We start from the raw sequence: 22,405 nt of genomic DNA, 5'->3' as shown, positions 1-22,405 counted from the left end.
TCAGTCGGGCTCGTCGTCGCCGTGCGACCACACCGTGGGGTCCTCGCTCGGCGCGGGACGCGGAGGATGCGGACGCTCGCGGCGCACCGCGGGAGGCTCGTCGGCGGCGTCCTCGGGCACCCGGGCGAGGAAGTGCTCGGGTTCGTCCGGGCCGGCGCTGCGCGCGGCGCGGCGCAGGTGCAGCCACATCGCGGCCGCTCCCGCCGAGCCGCCCACCAGGAGCATCAGGCCCAGCGCCAGGAACATCGGGTCGAAGGGGCCGTCCCGCGCCGTCACCCACAAGCCCGTCCGGGTGATCGCCGCCGGATCGGTGACGCGGACGGTGGCCCCGAGCACCTGGCCGCCGCTGCTGCTCGCCACCACGGGGCCGGGGAACCGCAGCGTCAGGTCGATCGCGGTCAGCTTCTCGGTGTAGGACCCGGACGCGAACCACGCGCTCGGCATCGTCACGAAGATCGAGCCGTTGGTGCGGTTGATCATGCCGTTGAGTTCGCTGGCCTCGGACCCGTCGACCGGCAGGGCCACCGACCCGGTGAGCCGGCAGGCGACCTCGCCCGTCGGGGCGGGGCGCTGCTCCTTACTCAGGCCGCCGACGCTCCAGTCGCCGCACACGTCCACCGCGCTGATGGGGGCGTCGCCGCGCGGCTGCCGGGCCCGCGGGTCGCGGTGCTGCACGACCACGTCAACCTCGACGTTCTCGCGGTGGAACGTCACCGTGCCGTCGAGGGTGCAGCCGGTCAGGAGCAGGGCACCGGCCACGGCGGCCACGACCTTCGTCCGACGCTGCACCATGACGCGACTGTACGCACCCGGCCCGAGCGTTGTCAGCGGGCAGCGCCTCCCGTGGCGGTAACCGGCGCCCGGACCCGATCCGTGGCGGTGGGATCTGGGCCTCGATCCCACGCCTCGGATTGAGGGGTCAGGCGCCGGGACCGGGCGCCCACACGCCTGGATCCTCCGGCGGCGGGCGTCCACCCTCGGACGGGGCGTCCCGGACGGACCCGCCCGTCGGGCGGGCCGGGCTGTCCGGAGGCGGCTGCGCCGGCGGATCGGCGGGGCGCGCGGCCGGCCGGCGGCGCAGGGCGAGCCAGGTGGCCGTGCCCCCGACACCGGCGGCGGCGAGCAGACCGAGCGGTCCCAGCAGGTCGCGCAGGCCGAACCTGCCGTCGCGGGCCGTGACCTGGACCAGCGCGGTGGTGACCTGATCGGGCCGGGTCAGGCGCAGGGTGCTGCCGGTGGCGGCGGCCTGCGCGGTCGTGGCGACGATCTCGCCGGGGAACGTCACCGTGAGGTCGATCCGCTCGAGCGGATCGGGGTCGAGGTCGTCGTCGCCGATGCCCGGGAGCGAGGCGAAGACGAAACCGTTGGCGACGACGACGAAGCCGTCGAACGTGGTGGGGCGCTCGGCGCGGCGCAGCACGCCGTGCAGCCGGCAGGCCAGCGTCCCCGGCGGCGCCTCCCGCATCTCTCGGGTGAGGCCGGGGAGTTGGAAGCCGGCCGTCCCGCCGGGGGCCACGCCGCAGTACTCCGCCCCGAAGTAGGAACCGTCGCCGGCCCGCTGCGGAGCGCGGTGGCTGATCTCGAGGTCCACCCCGATCGCGTCGGGAGTCACATCGAGGGTGCCCTCGACGCTGCAGCCCGTCAGCGCGACGAGAGCGGCCACCGCCATCGCGTACACCGCCCCCCGACCCATGCCGGGCAGCGTACGCACGCCCCCGCGTCCGAGGAAGGGCTCAGCGGTGCAGGACGGCGACCAGGTCCCGCGGGATGATCCGCACCCGGCGCACCAGGGCGGCGGCCACGGTCACGGTCAGGGCCTGGCCGGCCATGATCCCGATGAGGACGAGCACCTGGGCGGCGCCGGCCTGCAGCGGAGAACCGCCGCCGAGCAGCACCCCGATGAACGCGCCCGGCAGCGTCACCAGGCCGACGGTGCGGGTCTGGTCCAGATTGGGGACCAGCGCCTCGCCGACCAACCGGTCGATGACCAGGCCGATCGACAGCGTGCGCGACATCCCCAGCGACAGGCCCGCCTCGTACACGCCCCGGTGCGCGCGCAGTTCGGCGAAGATGCGGCGTCCGAACAGGGTGTGCGCCGTCATCATGTTGCCGGTCACGATGCCGCCCAGCGCGACGATGGAGACGCCGGTGAACGGCGCGGCGCCGGTGAGGAAGATCACGGCCATCACCGGCAGGACGCCGCAGGCCATCGCCAGGGCGACCCACGGCCAGCTACGGCGTACGCCGACGCGTCCGGTGGTCGTCCACACCCCGACCGCGAACATGGCGGACGCGAACACGACGGCCCACCACCAGGCCGAGACGGCGGCGGTGATGATGAGCGAGATCGCCGCCAACTGGACGACCGCCCGCACGGCGGCGACCACCTGGGCGCGGCCGGCGTCGAGCCGACCGACGGTGGACGCCGCGACCCCGAGGGCGAGCAGGAGCACCAGCGCCAGGGCGAGTCCCCAGCCGAGGTTGACGGTCACCCGCAGCACCCTACGCCCGACTACACTGCCGGGCATGGCCGGCCTGATCCACCCCGAGGACCTCGAAACGGTCCGCGAGCGGTCCAGGATCGAGGACGTGGTCGGGTCGTTCGTCCAGTTGCGCCCCGCCGGCGGCGGCGCCCTGGTGGGGCTGTGCCCCTTCCACGACGAGAAGACCCCCAGCTTCCGCGTCACCCCGGCCAAGGGCTTCTACTACTGCTTCGGCTGCGGCGAGGGCGGCGACGTCATCAGCTTCGTGCAGAAGATCAACAACATGGGGTTCACCGAGTCGGTGGAGTTCCTGGCCGACCGGGTCGGCCTTCAGCTGCGCTACACCGAGGGCGACGGCGGGCCGCGGCACGAGCCGGGGCTCCGGATGCGGATCCTGGAGGCCAACCAGCTCGCCGCCGAGTTCTTCGCCGCGCAACTGGGCACCCCGGACGCCGTCGAGGGGCGGATCTTCCTGGACGGCCGCGGCTTCACACGCGAGCACGCCGAGCACTTCGGCATCGGGTATGCGCCCCGCGGCGGCCGCGACCTGCTCAACCACCTGCTGGGCAAGAAGTTCAGCAAGGAAGACCTCGTGAAGGCCGGCCTGGTCCGCGAGGCGGGCTGGGACTTCTTCCAGGGACGGCTCGTCTGGCCGATCCGGGACGCCGGCCGCTCGACCCTCGGATTCGGGGCGCGGCGGCTGTTCGACGACGACCGCATGCCCGCGAAGTACCTCAACACGCCCGAGACGATCGTCTACAAGAAGAGCCACGTCCTGTACGGGCTCGACCTGGCCCGGCAGAACATCGGCAAGAAGAACCAGGCCGTCGTCGTGGAGGGCTACACAGACGTCATGGCGTGCCACATCGCGGGGGTCGACACCGCGGTCGCGTCCTGCGGCACCGCGTTCGGCTCCGACCACAGCCGGATGATCGCCCGTCTGATGACCTCCGACGCGTTGGCCGGCGAGGTCGTCTTCACCTTCGACGGGGACGCCGCCGGGCAGGCGGCAGCGCTGAAGGTCTTCTCCTCCGACGCCACCTTCAACTCCCAGACGTACGTCGCGATCGAGCCCGGCGGCATGGACCCGTGCGACCTGCGGATCTCCGGCGGGGACGCCGCGGTGCGCGAGCTCGTCGCCCGCCGCATCCCGCTGTACCGCTACGTGATGAAGAACACCCTGGAGCGGTTCGACCTCGACCGGGCCGACGGGCGGCTCGCCGCGGTCCGCGCCGCCGCGCCGCTGGTGGCCAGCGTCCGCGACACCTCGCTCGTCTCGGGCTACATCCGGGAGCTCGCCGGCCTGGTCGGGATGAACCCCGACGAGGTCCGCGCCGAGGTCCAGCGGGCCAACCGCCGCAAGCCGGCCCCCGAGCAGCGCACGTTCCGCGAGCCGACCGCCGAGCAGGCCGACGAGCCGGCCGTCGCGCGGGTGGCCACGGTCCCGGCGCCCGACCCGCGCGACCGGCGACTCGCGACCGAGCGCGGCGTGCTGAAGGTTCTGCTGCAACAGCCCGGGCTGTTCCCCGAGGACTGGGGCGGCATCGATCCCGACGACTTCGACCATCCCGCCTACCGGCTCGTGTTCGAGGCGCTGTGCGCCACCGACCGCGGGGCCGGCTTCTCCCAGCGGGTGGTCGACTCGCTGGAGGACCCCGTCGCGGCCCAGCTGACGGTGGCGCTGTCGGTCGAGCCGCTGCTCGCCGACCCGACCCAGGTCTACGCCCGCGAGTATGCGGCCCGGCTGCGCCTGGCGCGCGTCGTCCGCGACATCGGCAACCTGAAGTCGCGGCTGCAGCGCACCAACCCGGTGGAGGAGCAGGCGTCCTACAACCGGATGTTCGCCCAGTTGCTCGAGCTCGAGACGCACCGCCGGACGCTGCAGGCGATGGCCGTCGGCGAGGACTGACGCCGGAACCGCCGACGGGGCGCGCGCAAGGACGCGGGCGCGGATGGTGTTGTCGGGATGCGGACCGTGGACAGTGCCTCCCGGCCCGCCGCGGTGCGTCCGGGCGGGCGAGGCTGCGGCCATGACACAGCGATGGACGACCCCTCGGCGGGAGACGACGCCCCTGACCAAGCAGCAGGAGGCGGCGCTGGCGCACCGGATCGAAGCGGGGCTCGCGGCGCGGGCCGCGGCCCGCGGCGAGTTGCGGACGCCCGGCGGCGCCACGGCGTCCGAGCTCGCGCGGATCGAGGACGACGGGCGCGCCGCGTTCGACGAGCTGGTCGCGCGCAACCTCCCGCTGGTCGGGTACGTGGTCAACCCGATCGCCCGGATGACCGGCCTGGACCGCGATGACCTCGCCCAGGAGGGCATGGTCGGGTTGCTGGAGGCCGCGCGCCGATTCGATCCGCAGCGGGGCGGGTTCGCGTCGTGCGCGCTGCCGTGGATCAGGATGCGCGCCTGGGACGAGGCGGTGACGGCTCACGGCGCCCTCGGGCTGCCCGCCCGCCGCGCGCGACGTTGGCGCCGGGCCGTGGCGGCGCAGGCCGAACTCGCCGAGCAACTCGCGCGCACCCCGACCCCCGACGAGGTGGCGGTGCGTGCGGGGGAGAGCGAGGGAACCGTCCGCACCCTGCTCACGTTCCGGCCCAGCTGCCGGCTCACCGACGAGCACGAGCAGGTGCTCCCGGCGGCCCTGCCGGCGCCCGAAGGTTCCCTCGACCTCGGTGGCCTGCTGCGGGGGCTCGCGCCGGTGCAGCGGAGGATCCTGGTGCTGCGGCACGGCCTCGGGGAGGGGGAGGCGCTCACGACCGTGGAGATCGCCGAGCGGGTCCAGCTCAGCGCGTCCACCGTGCGCCGCTACGAGCAGTCCGCCCTGGCGATCCTGCGTGCCGCGGCGAACGGGCCGCTGGCGGCCTGACCCGCGCGGCCGGGCACAATGGAGGCGTGAAGCTGTTCTCCCGAAAGACCAAGGCCCCGGACGCCGTCGTGGAGGCCACCCGCGAGCACCTCGGCGCGTCCGGCCGCATCCTGGCCTGGGCGGCCACCGACACCGGGCACCTGGTCGCGCTGCCGGACCGCATGCTCATCCTGCGCACGGGCCTCCCGACCGAGGAACTGGGCTGGCACGACGTGCTGCACGGCGGCTTCTCCGAGGGCGGCGAGATGCGGTGGACGCGCATGTCCACCGGCGAGAAGGACGGCGCCCACCTCACCGACCCCCAGAGCTTCCCGGAGGTGTTCAAGGAGCGGGTGGAGTCGACCTTCCTGCTGCAGCAGGTGGTCACCCCGTTCCCCGGCCGGCACGTGACGATCAGCGCCCGCCGCAACCTGATGAACCCCGCCGAGCGGGTGCTGTGGACCGCCCATCCGGCCCGCGGCACGGCGATGGACGCGGAGACGCTGGCCTTCGCCGAGACCGAGTTGGCGCGACTCCGGGCTGAATATGCGTTCTAGCTGACGGGCTGGTAGAGTTCCATCTCGCGTCGAGCGATCCCCTGTAGCTCAATTGGCAGAGCATCTGACTGTTAATCAGAGGGTTACTGGTTCGAGTCCAGTCGGGGGAGCCAACGAAACGCCTCTCACATGCGTGAGGGGCGTTTCTGCTTGTCGGAGCGCATTCGATCGTGCTGGCCCTGCAACTGGGCCCCTTCTGTGAGACGTTTCAGCAGAATCCCTTGCGCGAGGCGCAGGGGACGGTGCAGGATGCTGGAAACCGATTTCCCTCCGGGGGAGTCGATCCGATCCGGGCGAGCCGGCCACGCCGCGGCTCCCCGCCGAGACCGGACGGACGCGCCACCTCGAACCCCGTGCGCCCGCTCCGGGTCATCGCCTCGCGACGCCGCGAGGTGGCAGTCGATGTATCTGAGTACCCCGACGAACGACGTGAACGGCGGCTCGGCACTTGCGCGCACCGCCCTCACCTGAGGAGGAACGAAGAACAGTGCGCACGACACTGCGGAAACTCACGCCCCTGCCGCTCGCGATGGCGCTCGGGCTCTCGCTGGTGGGACTGGCGGTCCCACAGACGGCCGAAGCGGCCACGCCCCAACGACCCATGGAGTACCTGACCCGCGGCCTCGTCGCGGCCCAGACCCCGGCGGGCACCTTCCTGAGCTGGCGCTTCCTGGGCGACGAGCCCGACGGAATCTCCTGGAACGTGTACCGCAGGGACGGTGCCGGCGACCACGTCAGGATCGCCACCGTCGCCCCCCGCGACGTCGCCCCGGAGAGCGACTACGCCGCCAACCCCGGCATCGTGAAGAAGGGCACCACGCCCGCCAACTACACCGACGCGGACGGCACCCTTACCTCGACCTACGAGGTCGCCCCCGTGATCGACGGCCGGGAGGGTGCGCGCCAGGGCATGAGCGTCCCCATGCTCTCGGCGCTGCCGGGCCAGGCGGGGCAGGCGAACCGCGGCGCGGCGACCTACATCCCCCTCAAGCCGGCGCCCGATCCGGTCCCGCTGGCCCACTTCACGTACCGCGGGAACCGGTTCGGACCGGGCACGAACCTGAACGCGGCCGCCATGCTCGTCCCCGGGACGAACCAGAACTGGTACACCCTCGACATGGACCTCCTGCGGGAGTTCCGGGTGGCGCACGCGGATCGGGCCCAGGTCACCCCCGCGCAGCTCGCCGACTGGGTCGACCGGCTGAACGCCCACAACATGACGCCCAACGCGCTCGGCGTGGCCTCGTACGCCCAGCCCCGCGCGCTGACCAACGGACTGGTCGACGGCAGGATCAGCGACGCGCTGTTCGCCGAACTCGAGGGCGAGTTCATCACGTATGTGAAGAACCTGGACGCGGGCGAGACGCTGCCCTACGCGAAGACCGCCCAGGGCGCGGTGCACACCTCGCAGAGCGCGCCGTACGCCACGCACGACATGACCGTCGGTGACTTCGACGGGGACGGCGAGTACGAGATCGTCGTCAAGTGGCGCAGCACGCAGCAGGACCCGATGTACTCCGAACCGATCTTCAACGGCAGTAACACCACCACGGCACCGGAGTACGTCGACGTCTACAAGCTCGACGGCACGCTGCTGTTCCGCGTCGACATGGGCTACAACGTCCGGGCGGGCAACGACCACGAGACGACGCTGTTCGCTGAGGACTTCGACGGCGACGGCCGCGCCGAGCTCATGCTCAAGACCGCGCTCGGCACCCGCATCGGCAACTGGGACGAGGCCCGCCAGCAGGTCGTCTACCCGAACGACGCGGGCACCGTGGTCGGCGGCGCCGACGGGCTGAAGGCCACCACGCCGAGGTTCCAGGAGTACTTCGCCGCCGGAGACACCGCGGCGCTGGACACCTACTGGTCGCTGCTGAACAGCTTCTCCATCAGCTACCGCAGCCCCGTCGCGGGCGGCGGCAACGACGGCGTCAACGACCCTGCGGTCAAGCGCTGGATCAAGACGTACCACGTCGGCCCGATCGGCCCGGCCAAGGACGATCAGGAGTTCTTCTCGGCCTTCGCCTGGGATGCGGGCGCGGCCAAGGGCCGCCTGGTCGACAGCGCGCGCTACCCGCACCCGTACCGCGGCAGCGTCGACGGCGACAACTGGGCCATGACGGCGGCCACCCAGCGCGGCAACTACTCCTACCTGGCGTTCCCCGGGCCCGGCGCGGGCAGCGACCCGTCCAACTACAAGTCCCAGATGATGGCGCCCTCGGAGGCGTACTGGCTCGAACACCCGTGGAAGGCGGCCTCGTGGGGTGACGCTCAGGGGAACCGCGCGAACCGGTATCTCGGCGTCGTGGCCTCGCTGGACGGCGTCCGCAACTTCGCGGTGTCCCAGCGCGGCTACTACGCCCGGACGACCTTCGCGGCCTTCACCGTCGTGGACGGCAAGGTGACGCTGCAGGCCGACTTCGACTCGGCGGACCCGCAGGACTGGTCACTCGGCGGAACGGCCTACGACTACCAGAACCGCGGCAACCACCAGACCCAGACCGCCGACCTCGACGGCGACGGCCGCGACGAGGTCGTCATGAAGGCGATGGTGCTGGGGCTGAGCTCGGACGGGACGAAGATCCTGCCCAAGGTGCTGAACGGGGACATCATGCCGACGATCGAGGGCCAGGACGGCGTCGTGCCGGTCGCGGGCTCGTTCGAGTTCGGCACGGCCGCGGTCCGCTCCAACCCCGACAACGTCTGGGCCCCGCTGCGTCACGGCGACCGCAGCGCCCTGCTTCCGGTCGGCGCGGACGACCACCTGATGATGTGGTCGGGCAGCGAGGAGCACCTGTTCGACGACCTGCGCACGGGACGTCAGTACGGCTGGCTGCCCGGACCCGAGGCGCACGACCCGCTCAAGGGCAGGCGGCTGGACGCCTCCGGCGCCGTCGTGCAGGACAACGCGCTGCTGTACGGCGTCTACGCGGCCTCGGACGCCGAGGGTGCGGTCGCGGGCAACTTCACCAACCGCTGGCCAGGGGCCCAGGGGCATTCCCAGAACGGCGCCCGCAGCCTGATCACCGGCGAACTGCTCAACGGCAACCGCAACCTCGCCAGTGGCCAGTACGCGATCTGGTTCGGCGGCGGGCTGACCGCGATGGCGGTCAGCGGCGCGACGATCGGGTCGGTCGACGACGCGACGTTCGCCGTCACGCCGTACCTCGCGACCGGGCTGACCTCGACGGGCAGCAAGAGCACCCCGACGCTGAAGGCCGACCTGCTCGGCGACTGGCGCGAGGAACTCGTGCTGCGGGCCTCCGGGAACCGGCTGGCGATCGTGACCACGCTGTCCCCGACGGAGTACGGCATCCGGACCCTGATGCACGACCCGATGTATCGGGCGGGGGTGGCGAACAAGAACACCGGCTACGACCAGCCGGGCTTCGCCAGCTTCTACCTCGGTGACGAGGCCGCGCTGCCCACCCGGCGGACGGACATCGCGGTGCCGCCGATGGCGGCGCACGCCCAGACGCAACTCCGCCTGGTCGGGGTCACCGCGCGCGCCGTCGAACTCGCGTGGACGCCGGTCGTCGGGGCGACCTCCTACACCGTCGAGCGCGACGGCGTGAAGGTCGCCGACGTCACCACCACGGGGTTCCGGGACACGGGCCTGGAGGAGGGGACGACGTACCGCTACACCGTCACGCCGAGGTCGGGCCAGCTCACCGGGCTCAAGTCGGCGCCGCTCGAGGTCACGACCAGAACCGCGACGGTCACCGCCGTGGTGACCAAGCTCACCGGCAACCGCAACGAGGTCACGATCACCGTGACCGACCGGGACGCCGCCGGCGCCACCGCGGTGTACTCCGCGACCGTGCAGATCGCGAAGAACTCCGCCGGCACCTTCCCCGTCGGGCCCTACCAGGTGTTCGTCGACACCAAGGGCAACACCCAGGTGCGGGAGGTGAGGATCGTCGGCTGAGGCCGGGGAGCGGGGCGGGGGCGGCTGGTGCCGTCCCCGCTTCCGTGTCTGGGGCATCGGACGCGCCGGGTGCCGGCTTGTCATCGAGGTCAGGAAAGCGACCTACCCCGACGCGATGCGGTGCGCCACGTTCCGGGCATCTCCCACGCCAGTTTGCCCGGGGTGGCCGGGACGCCCGTCCCGTGACGCCCGGGACGGGCCGCGCCGACGATGGTGGACACCATCGACCTGCGGAGTGACCATGACAGCGGATCCGCGCACGCGCCCTGCCGGCGCGACGAGCCCCACCGCCGTGGCCGCGACCGCTCGCCGGACGCCCCAGCGCGCGCAACACACCAGGAGCGCCCCCGCACACCGACGGTCGGGCGAACGACCCGCCGCGGAGAGGAGATCCCATGAACACACTCCACCGAACCCTGGCCGGCATCATCTGCGTCCTGGTGGCGCTCCAGGCGGCCTCTCACGCCTGGGCGTCCGCGGGAATCGGTGCCTTCGTCGTCGGGGGAGGCGTCATCGACGCCTCGCTCCTCGGCGCGACCGGCGGTCCGCCGCCGTTCGTCGAGGTCTACGGCCTGGCCGCGCACAGCATCAGCGGAAGCTTCGTGATCCCGATCGTCGGGATCGCCCTGCTCCTGACGTCGTTCCTCACCCACGACCGCGGGGCCGTGATGTGGTCGGCGCTGGTGCTCGCCGCGATCGCCCTCCAGGTCACCCTGGGCTACACCGCCCACGGGTTGGCGGCCCTCGCGCTGATCCACGGGTTCAACGCCCTGGTGGTGTTCTCGCTGGCCGGCTTCCTCGTCCTCCGGCACCCCGACCGGGGCCTCCAGGACAGTCGCATGGACGCCGCCCCCGCCACGGTTCGCCTCGGGTGAACCGTTCCGCCCCCACCCGGCGGCCGCGGCGGATCGTCGCCGCGGCCGTCGCGGTGCTCGTCGTGGGCCTGGGCGCCTACTGGTGGTCGAGCCGGCTCCCGGCCACCTACTCGATGATGGACATGGGCCACCTCGACACCGGCGGCGGGGCGGGCTCGGCCGCGGCGATGGGGCACGCCGGCCACGGCGGTGGGTCGGCGTCGGGGATCGACATCGCCACGCTGGTGCCCGACCCCGCGAGGGTCGCGGACGTCCACTACGACCTCGTGGCCCGCGCCGCCCGCGTGCAACTGCCGGGCGTCCCGCCCTTCGACGGCTTCACCCTGAACGGGAGCACGCCGGGGCCGACCCTGACCGCGGCCGCGGGCGACCTGGTCGAGGTGCGGGTCACCAACGCCGACATCGCCGAGGGCATGACGCTGCACTGGCACGGCGTCGACGTGCCGAACGCGATGGACGGGGTCGCGGGCGTCACGCAGGACGCCGTCGCGCCGGGGGAGTCCTTCACGTACCGGTTCGTCGTGCAGGTGGGCACCTACTGGTACCACTCCCACCAGGTGGCGCACCCCCAGGTCAGCGGGGGCCTGTTCGGCGCCCTGGTCGTTGCGCCGGCAGGAGCCGGCGCCGACCCGGGTGTCCTGGACGCCGTCGCCCTGATGCACACGTACGCGGGCGTCCGGACGATCGACGGGCTGCCCGGGACGGCGGTCCGCGGGGGCGCACCAGGCACGACGGTCCGGGTGCGGGTCATCAACACCGATCCCAACCCGGCACCGGTCTGGGTGGCGGGGGCGCCCTTCCGCGTGGTCGCCGTCGACGGACGCGACGTGCACGAGCCGGGGGAGGTCGCCGGCCGCAGCGTGGTGGTGACCGCGGGCGGGCGCGCCGACCTGGAGATGGTGATCCCGAAGGCCGGCGTGCGGGTGCAGGTGGCCGGGGCGGCCCTGGGCTTCGGCCCGGGCGGCGGCACCGAGGCCCCGGCCCCGCGCGCGGGACTCGACCTGCTCCACTACGGCACGCCGACCGCGCTGCCCTTCGACCCCGCGAGCGCCGTCCGCACCTTCGAGTACCGGATCGGACGCCGGTACGGCCTGCTGGACGGACGCCTGGGCGCCTGGTGGACCATCAACGGCGGCATCTTCCCCGACGTCCCGGTCTACCTGGTCCGGGCGGGGGAGATCGTGACGTTCCGGATCACGAACGATTCTGGGGAGGTCCATCCGATGCACCTGCACGGGCACCACATGCTGGTGCTCTCGCGCGATGGGGAGCCCGCGACCGGGAGCCCGTGGTGGGTCGACTCGCTCAACGTCGAACACGGCGTCACCTTCGAGGTCGCCCTCGTCGCGGGCAACCCCGGGGTGTGGATGGACCACTGCCACAACCTGCCGCACGCCGCGCAGGGCCTGATGACGCACCTGATGTACGAGGGCTACACCACGCACTTCGTCATCGGGGGGCCGCACGCCAACCACCCGGAGTGACGCCTAACCGAGCCCGGCGGCGCGGGCCTTCTCCCCGGCGGCGACCCGATCGGTGACCTGCAGCTTGAGCAGGATCGCCGAGACCGTGTTGCGGACCGTCTTGTCGGCGATGCCCAGCCGCGCCGAGATCCGCGGGTTGTCCCACCCCCGCGCGATCAGGGTGAGGACGTCCCGCTCGCGCGGGGTCAGCCCCGGAAGCGTCGCGCCCGGGGTGGCCAGCCCCTCGGCCAGCCGCGCGCCCAGTTCCGCCGAGAACACGACGTTACCCAGGGCCACCGACCGGATCGCGGCCATGGTGGCCTCGGGGGTCGACGACTTCAGCGCGTAGCCGTGCGCCCCCGCACGCACGGCGGCGACCACCGATGCGTCGGCCAGCATGGTGAGCATCAGGATCCGGGTGCGCGGGGAAGCCGCGCTGATGCGGCGCGCCGCCTCGATGCCGTCCAAACGGGGCATCGCCACGTCGAGGACGGCCACGTCGGGCAACAGGTCGCCCGCCAACGAGACGGCCTCGGCGCCGTCGGCCGCCTGCGCGACGACCACGAGGTCGTCGGTGGCGGCCAGCAGACCGGCGAGCCCCTCGCGGTACAGCGGGTGGTCGTCGGCGATGAGGACGGAGAAGCGCTTCACAGGGTGCGCCCGGTGGGGAGGATCGCGTGGACGCGGACGCCGCCGGCGGCGCGGTCGAGCACCGCGCAGGTGCCACCCAGTTCGGCGGCGCGCTCGCGCATCGACGCGACACCGACGCCGGCCCGGGCGCCCGCTCCCAGCCCGGCGCCGTCGTCGTCCACGGTCACGTCCAGCGCGTCGGGGCTGCGTGCCAGCGTCACGGCCACGGTGCGCGCGCGGGCGTGGGCGGCGACGTTGTCGAGGGCCGAGACGACGATGCGGTAGGCGGCCGACTCGACCGCGGCCGGGAGCGCGGGGCGCGCGCCGAGGGCGCCGTCGACGATCAGCTCGACCGCGAGCGGCGCGTACCGGTCCAGGCGCTCGCGCAGCGCCGACTCCAGGCCCAACTCGTCCAACGCCGGCGGACGCAGGTCGTAGGCGAGCCGCCGGACGGCGTCCGCGGTGCGGGTGGCCTCGGAGGAGATCTGCGCCAGCGTGCCGCCCACCGAGCCGGGCGCCCCGCTCCCGAGCCGCGCCGCCTCGGCGTACAGGGCGATCGCGGCGACGGCGGGGCCCACCTCGTCGTGCAGCGCCCGTCGCAGGTGGCGTCGCTCCTCCTCCCGCGCCAGGACGAGCCGCTCCCGCGACGCCTGCACCTCGCGCGCCAGCCCCTGCTCGTACAGCCGGGAGGCGACGGTGCGGGCGAGGTCCCGCAACAGGCGGCGTTCGGCCGCCGAGAACGGCTGGCCCCGGCCGCGGGTGGCCACCAGCAGCGCACCCTGGGTGCGGCCGCCGTGCTCCACCGGTTCGGTGTGCAGCCTGGTCGGGTCGGGGGGACGGGTTCCCGCCTCCCCGAGGACCTGCGTCCCGGTCTCGAGCGCCGCGTACGGTGTCCGCAGCGCGCGCCGCAGGCTGGCCGTGACCTCGTCCCAGGCCACGGAGCGGGGCTCCAGCAGCCAGGCGAGCCGCGTCAGCGCCCGGTAGGGGTCGTCGCGCTCGCCGTAGAACACCCGGTTGATGAGCCGCGTCAGCCAGACGCGAAGCGGGTTCACCGCGATCGCGACGATGACCGCCCCGGCGATCGCCGCCGTGCCGGCCCGCTCGGCGACCAGGCCCGTCAGCACCCCGACCGTCGCGACGTACAGCAGCACGGCGAGCGCGGTCAGCGTCGTGTAGACCAGGGTGCGCGTCAGCACCACGTCCAGGTCGAACAGGCGGAAGCGCAGCATGGCGATCGCCATGCCCCCCACGTAGACCAGGCCGGGCAGCCCCACGAGGTCCTCGGGCAGCAGGGCGTGGCCCACGAGCACGCCGGGCAGCACCCAGCCCGCCAGCACCATGAGGGCGGCGATCGACCCGCTGCCGCCGATCCACAGCAGTTGCTGGTGCTGCACGGGGTCGGTGCGATCGCCCCGCAGGACACGGTGGGCGAGCACCGCGAGCGTCGCGGCCAGGCACACCGACGTGATCGCGGACTGGACGCGGATCGCCTGGCTCATCCAGGGCACGAAGGGCCTCCCGGCGCCGGCCAGCGCGCTGAGGCCCAGCCACAACAGCGGGGGAGCCCACAGCGCCAGCTGGCGGGCCAGTGAGGCGCAGCGCCGGCCCAGCAAGGGGGAGGGGAAGGACACCGCCCACGCCAGCAGGGCCCCCCAGGCCAGCGAGAACACGAAGCCGACGTTGGCCGCGAAGAGCCAGCCCGCCGCGTCGCCCGTCGCCCGGTCGGGCGGCAGGCCCAGCACCGTGACGAGGCTGCTCCCCAGCAGGGCCGACGAGAACACCAGGTGCGTCCCGGCGGCCGGGTCCCGGGGACGGCGGCGCAGCGCATAGCTGCTGAGCGCGAACAGCGACGCGACGAACAACAGCGTCGCACCCGTGTGCCACAGGCGGTCCCACACCAGCGTCCGGTCGCGGGAGGGCGGCGACCCCGGCGCGCAGCCGGGCGGGAGCCGCGGGACCTGGCCGTCGGGGGTGAAGGCGTCCGTGCTCGGAGGCAGCCACCCGCAGACCGCCGGGGTGACGAGCCGCCACCCGACGTAGGTGAGGGCGAGCGCCAGCGCCAGGAAGGACACCCCGAGAGCGCCCCACTGGTGGTGCACGCCTGATCGCCTGGTCGCCACTTGCCTTCCCCCGCGAGGGCTACTGTGCCAGCATCCGCGCTAGTGAGTAAGGGAACGTCACCCCCCGGTGCCCGCGTGGCCGTCCGCGCGGACCCGCCTTCCGATCGATGAGCCGTAGGTGCTCCCCGCGACCCGGCTCCGGGCTTGCGCGGCCGCTCGCCCGTGGCGGGTGAGGTACGCCGGTGCCGGACCCGCGCGGCGGGCGGCGCACGCCGCCGCCCCTGAGTTGCCGCGGCGGCTGCGGCGGCCGGGTCGCGGGGGCTAGTGTGCCCCCGTGACGGATCAGCCGACGCGTCGGCAACGACTGGCCCGGGTGCTGGAGTCCAGCCGGGTCATCGCCAGCATCAAGGACGATGCGGCGATCGAACGCATGCTCGCCACCCGGTGCCGCATCGGCTTCCTGCTCTACGGGTCGATCAACACGCTCCCGGACCAACTCCGCGCCATGCAGGCCGGCCGCAAGCTGGCGTTCGTCGACATCGACCTCATCGACGGCCTGTCCGCGGACGCCGCCGGCGTGGCCTTCCTGCGCAACGAGCTGGGCGCCCGGGGCGTCCTGAGCAACCGGGCCGCCGTGGTGAAGGCGGCGACCCAGCTCGGCATGGTGGGGATCCATCGCCACTTCATGATCGACTCCATGGCGTTCCACACCCTGGAGCGCCAGGTCAGGCAGGCGAACCCCGACGCCGTGGAGCTCCTGCCGGGCTGCATCCCCAAGGTGATCGGCTGGCTGCGGGACTCGATCGAGGTGCCGATCATCGGCGGCGGGCTCATCCACGACGAGGACGACGTGGACACCGCGCTGCGGGCCGGGGCGTCCGCGATCGCCACGTCCAACGCCGAACTGTGGGATTACCTGCCGGCCATTGACACGGCGGCATCGCGGCCCTAGATTTTGCGCCAGCACAACCGAACACGCGGTCCAGCCGCACATTGCTAGAGCTCAGAGAACAGCAGTGAAACCCACCAAGGGTTTCGGCTGTTCTCTTTTTCTTTGCCCAATGAAGGGACGATCATGGAACTCAGCGACTTCGATCTGTCGTGCTTCTCGTTGACCGGAAAGGTCGCCCTCATCACGGGCGGCAACACCGGGCTCGGGCAGGCATACTCGATCGCGCTCGCCAAGGCCGGAGCCGACATCTTCGTGCCGAGCCTCGGCGCCGACACCAGCGACACGGGCGCGGCGGTGACCGGCGCGGGCCGCCGCTACGCCTACCTGGCGATCGACCTGACCGGCCCCGGCGCCCCCGAAGCGATCGTCGCGGCCTGCCTGGCCGAGTTCGGCCGCATCGACATCCTCATCAACAACGCCGGGATCTGCCTGCTGGACGACGTCGAGGGCTTCGACCGCGCCAAGTGGGACCCGATGTTCGCGCTGAACGTGACCGCCGCCTTCGAGCTCAGCCACGCGGTGATCCCGACGATGCGCGCGCAGCGCTCCGGCAAGATCGTGAACATCTGCTCGCTGTTCTCCTACCTGGGCGGGCAGTGGTCGCCGGCCTACGCGGCGTCCAAGCACGCGATGGTGGGCCTCACCAAGGCCTACTGCGACGAACTCGCCGCCGACGGCATCCAGGTCAACGGGTTGGCCCCCGGCTACTACGCCACGGCCATCACCGAGGCGACCCGCTCCAACCCGGTGACCAACCAGCGGGTGCTCGACCACATCCCCGCCGGACGCTGGGGCGAGGTCAGCGACCTGATGGGCCCCATGATCTTCCTCTGCAGCGGCGCGTCCGACTACGTCAACGGGCAGGTGCTGGTGGTCGACGGCGGGTACCTCGTCCGATGAGCGGAGATCGGAGGCTGCTGGTCGGCATCGACGGCGGCACGCAGAGCACCAAGGTGCTCGTCCTGGACGCCGCCGGCGCGGTCGTCGCCGAGGGCGTCCAGCCCCTGCGGCCCATGACCATGCCGGGCAAGGGCCGGTTCGAGCACCCCGACGACGACCTGTGGGACTCGCTGCGGGCGGCGGCGCGCGCCGCGATGGCGCAGCTCGGCGACCGGGCCGACGACATCGTCGCCGTCGGGCTGTGCAGCATCCGGTTCTGTCGCGCGCTGCTGCGCGCCGACGGCACGCTCGCCACCCCGGTGATGAGCTGGATGGACGAGCGGGTCGGCAGGCCCCACGAGCCGGCGCCCGGCGTCCGGTTCGTGACGGCGGCGTCGGCGTACGTCACCGCCCGCCTGACCGGCCGGGTGGTCGACTCCGCCGCCAACTACGCCGGGATCTGGCCGGTCGACCACGACCGGTGGGACTGGTCGGACGCCGACGACGACGTGGCGGCGATGGGCCTGACGCGGGACAAACTCCCCGCGCTCGTGCTGCCCGGCGACGTGCTGGGGCACATCACGGACGCCGCCTCGGTCGCGACCGGTCTGCCCGCCGGGCTCCCCGTCGTCGCGACGGCCAACGACAAGGCCGTCGAGGCCCTCGGCAACGGGCTCCTGGACCCGACGCAGCTCCTGCTCTCGCTGGGGACCTACATCACCACGATGCGCCCGGCCATCGACCGGCGGCCGGCCACGGCCGCCCACTGGTCCAACTTCGCCTGCCGGCCGCACCGCTTCCTGGACGAGAGCGACGGGATCCGGCGGGGGATGTCGACCATCTCCTGGCTGCGCGACCTCATGGCGACCGAGCTGTCGCTGCGCGCCGCCGAATCCGGCTGCCGCGTCGAGGACATCATGAACGCCGAGGCGCAGCGGGTCCCCGCCGGCGCCCAAGGGCTGCTCACCGTCCTGGACTGGCTCGCCCCGGCCGACAGCCCCCACCGCCGCGGCGCCATCGTCGGGTTCGACGCCCGGCACGGCTGGCCGCACATGTACCGCTCGATCCTGGAGGGCATCGCCATGACGATGCGGATCCGCAGCGATGCCATGGCGTCGGTCCTGCACCAGGACCTCACCTCGATCGTCGTGGCGGGGGGCGGCTCGCGCAGCGACGTCATGATGCAGATCGTCGCCGACGTCTTCGGCGTCCCCGCCCGCCGGGCGCAGATCACCGACGGGGCGGGCGTGGGGGCGGCCATCTGCGCGGCCGTCGCGGCGGGCGTCCACCCGGGGTTCGAGGAGGCGGTCGCCGCCATGGTGCACCTGGCCGACACCTTCACCCCCAACCCGGCCACCGCAGCCGTGTACCGCGACCTGCTCGCCACCTATGCGCAGCTCCCCGACGAGCTCGACCTGCCCTTCCGCCAGATTCACGCACAAGGATTGTGAGGAACCACATGTCCGCCAGATCCCCGATCGCCGACCACCTGGTCGAGCTGCTCGGTCCCGACAACGTCGTCACCGACGAGCAGGAGCTTCGGGCCAGCAGCATCGACCGTTACCGCAAGTACCAGGACGTCCACGGCGTGTACGTGCTGCCGCCGCCCGTCGCGATCGCGTACGCCAGGACGACCGCCGACGTGGCCGCCGTCCTGTCCTACGCCGACGCCCATGGCATCAACGTCGTGCCCCGCACGGGTCGCAGCGCCACCGAGGGCGGCCTGGAGACCGCCGTCGAGCGCAGCATCGTGCTGGACGGGTCCCGGATGAACCGGATCCTCCACATCGACCCCGACAACATGCAGGTGACCGTCGAGTGCGGCGTCCGGCTGCAGGACCTCGAGGACGAGCTGCGGCCGCTCGGGCTGACCACCGGGCATTCGCCCCAGTCCAAGCCGCTCGCCCAGATGGGCGGACTCACCGCCACCCGCAGCATCGGCCAACTCTCCACGCTCTACGGCGGCATCGAGGACATGGTGATCGGGCTGGAGGCGGTGTTCCCCGACGGCACGGTGACCCGCATCAAGAACGTGCCCCGCCGCGCAGCCGGCCCCGACATCCGACACCTCGTGATCGGCAACGAGGGTGCGCTGTGCTACATCACCGAGGTCACGGTGAAGCTGTTCCGGTTCACGCCCGAGACGACCCGGTTCCTCGGCTACCGCCTGGCCTCGATGGCCACCGGGTTCTCCGTCCTGCGCGAGGTGATGGTGACGGGGCTGCGGCCCGCCGTCATGCGCCTGTACGACGAGGACGACGCGCAGGGCCACTTCGCGCCGGTCGCACAGGGCCAGTGCGTCATGGTGTTCTCCGCCGAGGGCCACCAGCGCCTCGTGGACGCCACCATCGCCACCATCGAGGAGATCGTGGCCGCGCATCCCGAGGTGGAACCGCTGGATCCCGCCTACTTCCAGCACTGGTTCGACCACCTCAACTGGGGCGAGGAGCAGATCCGGCAGGAGCGGGAGGAGATCCTGCAGACCTCCGAGATCGGCTTCACGACGGAGGTCTCGGGCTCCTGGTCGATCATCCACGACATCTACCGCAGCACCGTGGACCGCGTCCGCGCGGAGATCGGCGCCCTCACCTGGATCGGCGGCCACTCGTCGCACAGCTACCAGACCGGCACGAACGTCTACTTCACCTATTACTACAAGGTGGACTGCGCCCCCGAGGACGAGGTCGCGACCTACCACAAGCCCATCAACCGCATCATCTGCGAGCAGGCGCTCGCCCTGGGCGGATCCATCGTGCACCACCACGGCATCGGCAAAGCCCGGACGCCGTGGACCGAAGCCGAACACGGTTCGGCCTACCACCTGCTTCACACGCTGAAGGCCGCCTTCGACCCCCACGGGGTCATGAACGCCGGCACCATTTTTCCACTCGAGGAGAATCCATCATGATGAGACTTCGTCCCATCGCCTTCTGGCCGCCCGTGATCCTGTTCGTGGCGGCGTGCATTTTCAACTTCGCCAATCCCGAAGGCTTCACCGCCATGATCAACGGGGCCAACAGCTGGTTGATCACGAACATGGCCTGGGCGTTCAGCCTCGGCGTCCTGACGATGTTCGTCGTGATCGTCTGGCTGATGGTGTCCAAGTTCGGCAACGTGCGGATCGGCGGCCGTGACGCGGCCCCGATGCTCGACAACTTCCGCTACTTCTCGATCACCCTCACCTCGATCATCGCCATCGGGCTGCTGCTGTGGGGGACCTCCGAGCCTCTGTACCACTACACCGCTCCGCCCGAGTCACTCGGCATCACCCCGGAGTCGCCGGAGGCGGTCGTCTTCGCGGTGTCGACCATGTTCACGCACTGGAGCTTCCTGCCGCTGGCGATCTACGCCGTGCCGTCGATCATGTTCGCGTTCGCGTTCTACAACATGCGCAAGCCGTACTCGATCGCCTCGACCCTGACCCCGCTGTTCGGCGACAAGATCCTGGGCAAGTGGGGCCAGGGGCTGGACGCGATCGTGATGTACTCGCTCGTCGCCGGCATGTCGGCGTCGCTGGCCAGCGGCATCCTGGTCATCGGTGGCGGCCTGAACTACCTCACCGGCTGGCAGACCGGCCTGTTCATGTGGGCCGTCGCCGATCTCGCGATCGTCGTCACCTTCGTCATCAGCTCCATCACCGGCCTGTTCAACGGCATCCGGCGGCTGTCGGAGATCAACACGATCTTCTTCATCGGCCTGTTCGTCTTCGTGTTCGTGTTCGGGCCGTCGTTCTTCGTGCTCAACCTGGGCGTGGAGAGCCTGGCCAACAACCTGGCCACCTTCTTCCCCAAGGCGATGTTCACCGGCGCGGCCGCGAACGACCCCTGGGCCGGCGGCTGGACGATGTTCTACTGGTGCAACTGGCTGTCGTGGGCGCCGATCTCCGGCATCTTCCTGGGCCGGATCTCGTACGGCCACAGCGTCCGCAAGGCGCTGACCGTCATGTTCGTGCTTCCTGCGCTGTTCAACATCCTGTGGATCGGGATCTTCTCCGGTGCCGCCATCCGGCTGGACCAGGAGACCGGGGGAGCGCTGGCGGAGGCCGTCGCCAAGGGCCCCGAGTTCGCGGTGTACGCCTTCCTCTCGCACTACCCGCTCGCGCTGCTGCTCATCCCGATCTTCCTGTTCATCACCTTCCTGTCGTACGTGACCGGCTCCGACGCCTACACCACGACGATCGGCGGCATGTCCAGCACCGGCATCTCGCCGACCTCGCCGGAGCCGCCGCGGCTGATGAAGATCTTCTGGGGCATCCTGATCGGCCTGGTCGCCTGGATCCTCCTGGCCGCCACCGGCGGTGCCGACGGCGTGAAGATGCTGTCGAACCTGGGCGGCCTGCCGGCGCTCATCCTCGAACTCTTCATGGTGGTCGCGCTCATCAAGGTGGCCACGAACCCCGCCAAGTACGACGTCCGCAAGCAGGACTACGACGCCGACGGCTCCCCGATCCGCTCGCGCGCCAAGAAGGCGACGATGAGCGAGGAGGCCGTCATGGCCGCCTACGCGAAGGAGGCCGCCGAGGTGTCCGGGCCGGCTTCCCCGCTGGACGCCGAGGAGGACGACCACGCGGTCGAGTTCGTCGAGGCCACCACCGTCGAGGAGGAGCAGTGACGACAGCCGCCGTGCTGCACGAGGTCGACGCCGACCTCGTCGTCGAGACCGTCGTCCTGACGTCGCCCGGACCCCGCGAGGTCCGGGTGGCCCTGGCGGCGTCCGGCATCTGTCACTCCGACGTCATGGTGGCCCGGGGCGGCATGGCCAGCCCCCTGCCGATCATCCTGGGTCACGAGGGCTCCGGGGTCGTCCTCGAGGTCGGGTCCGACGTGACCCGCGTCCGGGTCGGCGACCACGTCGCCCTGTCGTGGGCGCCGGAGTGCGGGCAGTGCTTCTACTGCCTGTCGGGGCGGTCGAACCTGTGCGCCGAGTACGCGCCGCGCGTGCTCGACGGGGGGCTGCTGGACGGCACGAGCCGGTTCCGCTCCACGGGCGGGGACACCATCGCGCAGTACTCGTTCCTGTCGACGTTCACCGAGGAGACGATCGTCGCCGAGCAGTCCTGCGTGCCGATCTCCGCCGACATGCCGCTGCTGCCCGCGTCCCTGATCGGGTGCGCGGTCATGACGGGGGTTGGGGCGGCTCTGTTCTCCGGGAACGTCCGGGCCGGCGACACCGTCGCCGTGCTGGGCGGGGGCGGCGTCGGCATCAACGCCGTCCAGGGCGCCGCGATCGCCGGCGCGGGGCGCGTCATCGTCGTCGACGCCAACCCGGCCAAGCGGGAGACCGTCTCGGCCTTCGGCGCGACCGACTTCCTCCTCACCGGGGACGGCGACCCCGCCGCCCAGGTGCTCGAGCTCACGCACGGCCGGGGGGCCGACGTGGTCATCGACGCGACGGGTGACGCCGCGGCGATGGCCGCCGCCTACAGCGCCGCCCGCCGGGGCGGGCGGATCGTCTACGTGGGCGTCGCCCCCTCGGACGCCGTCGTGGCGCTGCCGGCGGCGCGGCTCCCGCGGGAGGAGAAGGTGATCACCGGCAGCTTCTACGGAGGGGCCGTGCCGCTGCGCGACTTCCCCCTGGTCGTCGACCTGTACCAGTCCGGACGCCTCAAGCTCGACGAACTGGTCGGGGCCGTCGTCCCGCTGGCGCGCATCAACGACGTCTTCGGTAAGCCGAGCAACGCCGCGCGGTCCGTCATCGACTTCGGCCTGGGCGCCTGAGCGTCCGGGGCA

Annotated in this window: 17 protein-coding genes and 1 tRNA gene; 13 read left to right on the top strand and 5 right to left on the bottom strand. The window is 72.0% G+C overall.

Going from position 1 to position 22,405, the window contains the following annotated elements:
• From G7070_RS00280 to G7070_RS00270, 3 genes are all read right to left on the bottom strand, one after another.
• Positions 1-792: a hypothetical protein gene (locus G7070_RS00280; RefSeq protein WP_166230827.1), complete on the bottom strand. Its 792-nt coding sequence runs from the start codon at positions 790-792 to the stop codon at positions 1-3.
• Positions 793-919: 127 nt separating this feature from the next.
• Positions 920-1,693 carry a hypothetical protein gene (locus G7070_RS00275; protein WP_166230824.1) on the bottom strand — a complete coding sequence of 258 codons (774 nt, stop codon included), beginning with the start codon at positions 1,691-1,693 and terminating at the stop codon, positions 920-922.
• A 40-nt stretch (positions 1,694-1,733) separates the two neighbouring features.
• On the bottom strand, positions 1,734-2,456 hold the full coding sequence (locus tag G7070_RS00270) for an ABC transporter permease (RefSeq protein WP_206080044.1): 723 nt from the start codon (positions 2,454-2,456) through the stop codon (positions 1,734-1,736).
• Positions 2,457-2,526: 70 nt separating this feature from the next.
• Between G7070_RS00270 and dnaG the strand changes: the two genes are divergently transcribed.
• The 7 genes from dnaG (at position 2,527) to G7070_RS17435 (ending at position 12,176) form a co-directional block, all read left to right on the top strand.
• Positions 2,527-4,392 carry a DNA primase gene (gene dnaG, locus G7070_RS00265; RefSeq protein WP_166230818.1) on the top strand — a complete coding sequence of 622 codons (1,866 nt, stop codon included), beginning with the start codon at positions 2,527-2,529 and terminating at the stop codon, positions 4,390-4,392.
• Between the two features lie 121 nt (positions 4,393-4,513).
• Positions 4,514-5,350, top strand: a complete 837-nt coding sequence (locus G7070_RS00260; protein WP_166230815.1) for a sigma-70 family RNA polymerase sigma factor — start codon at positions 4,514-4,516, stop codon at positions 5,348-5,350.
• 26 nt (positions 5,351-5,376) lie between these two features.
• On the top strand, positions 5,377-5,886 hold the full coding sequence (locus tag G7070_RS00255) for a hypothetical protein (protein WP_166230812.1): 510 nt from the start codon (positions 5,377-5,379) through the stop codon (positions 5,884-5,886).
• 37 nt (positions 5,887-5,923) lie between these two features.
• Positions 5,924-5,999: transfer RNA gene (locus G7070_RS00250), tRNA-Asn, on the top strand.
• Positions 6,000-6,373: 374 nt separating this feature from the next.
• Complete coding sequence (locus tag G7070_RS00245) at positions 6,374-9,817, top strand: rhamnogalacturonan lyase family protein (RefSeq protein WP_166230809.1); 3,444 nt, start codon at positions 6,374-6,376, stop codon at positions 9,815-9,817.
• A 395-nt stretch (positions 9,818-10,212) separates the two neighbouring features.
• On the top strand, positions 10,213-10,692 hold the full coding sequence (locus tag G7070_RS17440; RefSeq protein WP_206079867.1) for a hypothetical protein: 480 nt from the start codon (positions 10,213-10,215) through the stop codon (positions 10,690-10,692).
• The gene (locus G7070_RS17435) at positions 10,689-12,176 is read left to right on the top strand and encodes a multicopper oxidase family protein (RefSeq protein WP_246227192.1); all 1,488 of its coding nucleotides are present in this window, start codon (positions 10,689-10,691) and stop codon (positions 12,174-12,176) included. The genes G7070_RS17440 and G7070_RS17435 overlap by 4 nt, the downstream gene beginning before the upstream one ends.
• Positions 12,177-12,179: 3 nt before the next feature.
• On the opposite strand, the gene G7070_RS19365 is transcribed toward G7070_RS17435, so the two are convergent.
• Positions 12,180-12,806, bottom strand: a complete 627-nt coding sequence (locus tag G7070_RS19365) for a response regulator (RefSeq protein ID WP_166230804.1) — start codon at positions 12,804-12,806, stop codon at positions 12,180-12,182.
• The gene (locus G7070_RS00230; RefSeq protein WP_166230801.1) at positions 12,803-14,884 is read right to left on the bottom strand and encodes a sensor histidine kinase; all 2,082 of its coding nucleotides are present in this window, start codon (positions 14,882-14,884) and stop codon (positions 12,803-12,805) included. Before G7070_RS00230 ends, G7070_RS19365 begins: the two co-directional genes overlap by 4 nt.
• Before the next feature lie 295 nt (positions 14,885-15,179).
• Between G7070_RS00230 and G7070_RS00225 the strand changes: the two genes are divergently transcribed.
• The 6 genes from G7070_RS00225 (at position 15,180) to G7070_RS00200 (ending at position 22,393) form a co-directional block, all read left to right on the top strand.
• Positions 15,180-15,797, top strand: coding sequence for a glycerol-3-phosphate responsive antiterminator (locus tag G7070_RS00225; protein WP_166230798.1), 618 nt, complete (start codon positions 15,180-15,182; stop codon positions 15,795-15,797).
• Between the two features lie 123 nt (positions 15,798-15,920).
• On the top strand, positions 15,921-16,697 hold the full coding sequence (locus G7070_RS00220) for an SDR family oxidoreductase (protein WP_166230795.1): 777 nt from the start codon (positions 15,921-15,923) through the stop codon (positions 16,695-16,697).
• Positions 16,694-18,127: an FGGY-family carbohydrate kinase gene (locus G7070_RS00215; protein ID WP_166230792.1), complete on the top strand. Its 1,434-nt coding sequence runs from the start codon at positions 16,694-16,696 to the stop codon at positions 18,125-18,127. Before G7070_RS00220 ends, G7070_RS00215 begins: the two co-directional genes overlap by 4 nt.
• Positions 18,128-18,135: 8 nt before the next feature.
• Positions 18,136-19,584: an FAD-binding oxidoreductase gene (locus G7070_RS00210; protein ID WP_166230789.1), complete on the top strand. Its 1,449-nt coding sequence runs from the start codon at positions 18,136-18,138 to the stop codon at positions 19,582-19,584.
• Positions 19,581-21,287 carry a BCCT family transporter gene (locus tag G7070_RS00205; RefSeq protein WP_166230786.1) on the top strand — a complete coding sequence of 569 codons (1,707 nt, stop codon included), beginning with the start codon at positions 19,581-19,583 and terminating at the stop codon, positions 21,285-21,287. The genes G7070_RS00210 and G7070_RS00205 overlap by 4 nt, the downstream gene beginning before the upstream one ends.
• The gene (locus G7070_RS00200; protein WP_166230783.1) at positions 21,284-22,393 is read left to right on the top strand and encodes a zinc-binding dehydrogenase; all 1,110 of its coding nucleotides are present in this window, start codon (positions 21,284-21,286) and stop codon (positions 22,391-22,393) included. The genes G7070_RS00205 and G7070_RS00200 overlap by 4 nt, the downstream gene beginning before the upstream one ends.
• Positions 22,394-22,405: the final 12 nt, after the last annotated feature.

Source organism: Propioniciclava coleopterorum (genome assembly GCF_011393335.1).
GTDB classification, from domain to species: Bacteria; Actinomycetota; Actinomycetes; order Propionibacteriales; family Propionibacteriaceae; genus Propioniciclava; species Propioniciclava coleopterorum.
Note: the sequence above shows the minus strand (reverse complement) of the source record. Positions and strands in the feature narration are given on the sequence as shown.

What these genes read in the sequence shown, in the direction of transcription:
- G7070_RS17440 (WP_206079867.1), top strand. Translation starts at nt 10,213, where the DNA reads ATGAACACACTCCACCGAACCCTGGCCGGCATCATCTGCGTCCTGGTG.
- G7070_RS00220 (WP_166230795.1), top strand. Translation starts at nt 15,921, where the DNA reads ATGGAACTCAGCGACTTCGATCTGTCGTGCTTCTCGTTGACCGGAAAG.
- G7070_RS00260 (WP_166230815.1), top strand. Translation starts at nt 4,514, where the DNA reads ATGACACAGCGATGGACGACCCCTCGGCGGGAGACGACGCCCCTGACC.
- G7070_RS00205 (WP_166230786.1), top strand. Translation starts at nt 19,581, where the DNA reads ATGATGAGACTTCGTCCCATCGCCTTCTGGCCGCCCGTGATCCTGTTC.
- dnaG (WP_166230818.1), top strand. Translation starts at nt 2,527, where the DNA reads ATGGCCGGCCTGATCCACCCCGAGGACCTCGAAACGGTCCGCGAGCGG.
- G7070_RS00210 (WP_166230789.1), top strand. Translation starts at nt 18,136, where the DNA reads ATGTCCGCCAGATCCCCGATCGCCGACCACCTGGTCGAGCTGCTCGGT.
- G7070_RS00280 (WP_166230827.1), bottom strand. Translation starts at nt 792, where the DNA reads ATGGTGCAGCGTCGGACGAAGGTCGTGGCCGCCGTGGCCGGTGCCCTG.
- G7070_RS00215 (WP_166230792.1), top strand. Translation starts at nt 16,694, where the DNA reads ATGAGCGGAGATCGGAGGCTGCTGGTCGGCATCGACGGCGGCACGCAG.
- G7070_RS00275 (WP_166230824.1), bottom strand. Translation starts at nt 1,693, where the DNA reads ATGGGTCGGGGGGCGGTGTACGCGATGGCGGTGGCCGCTCTCGTCGCG.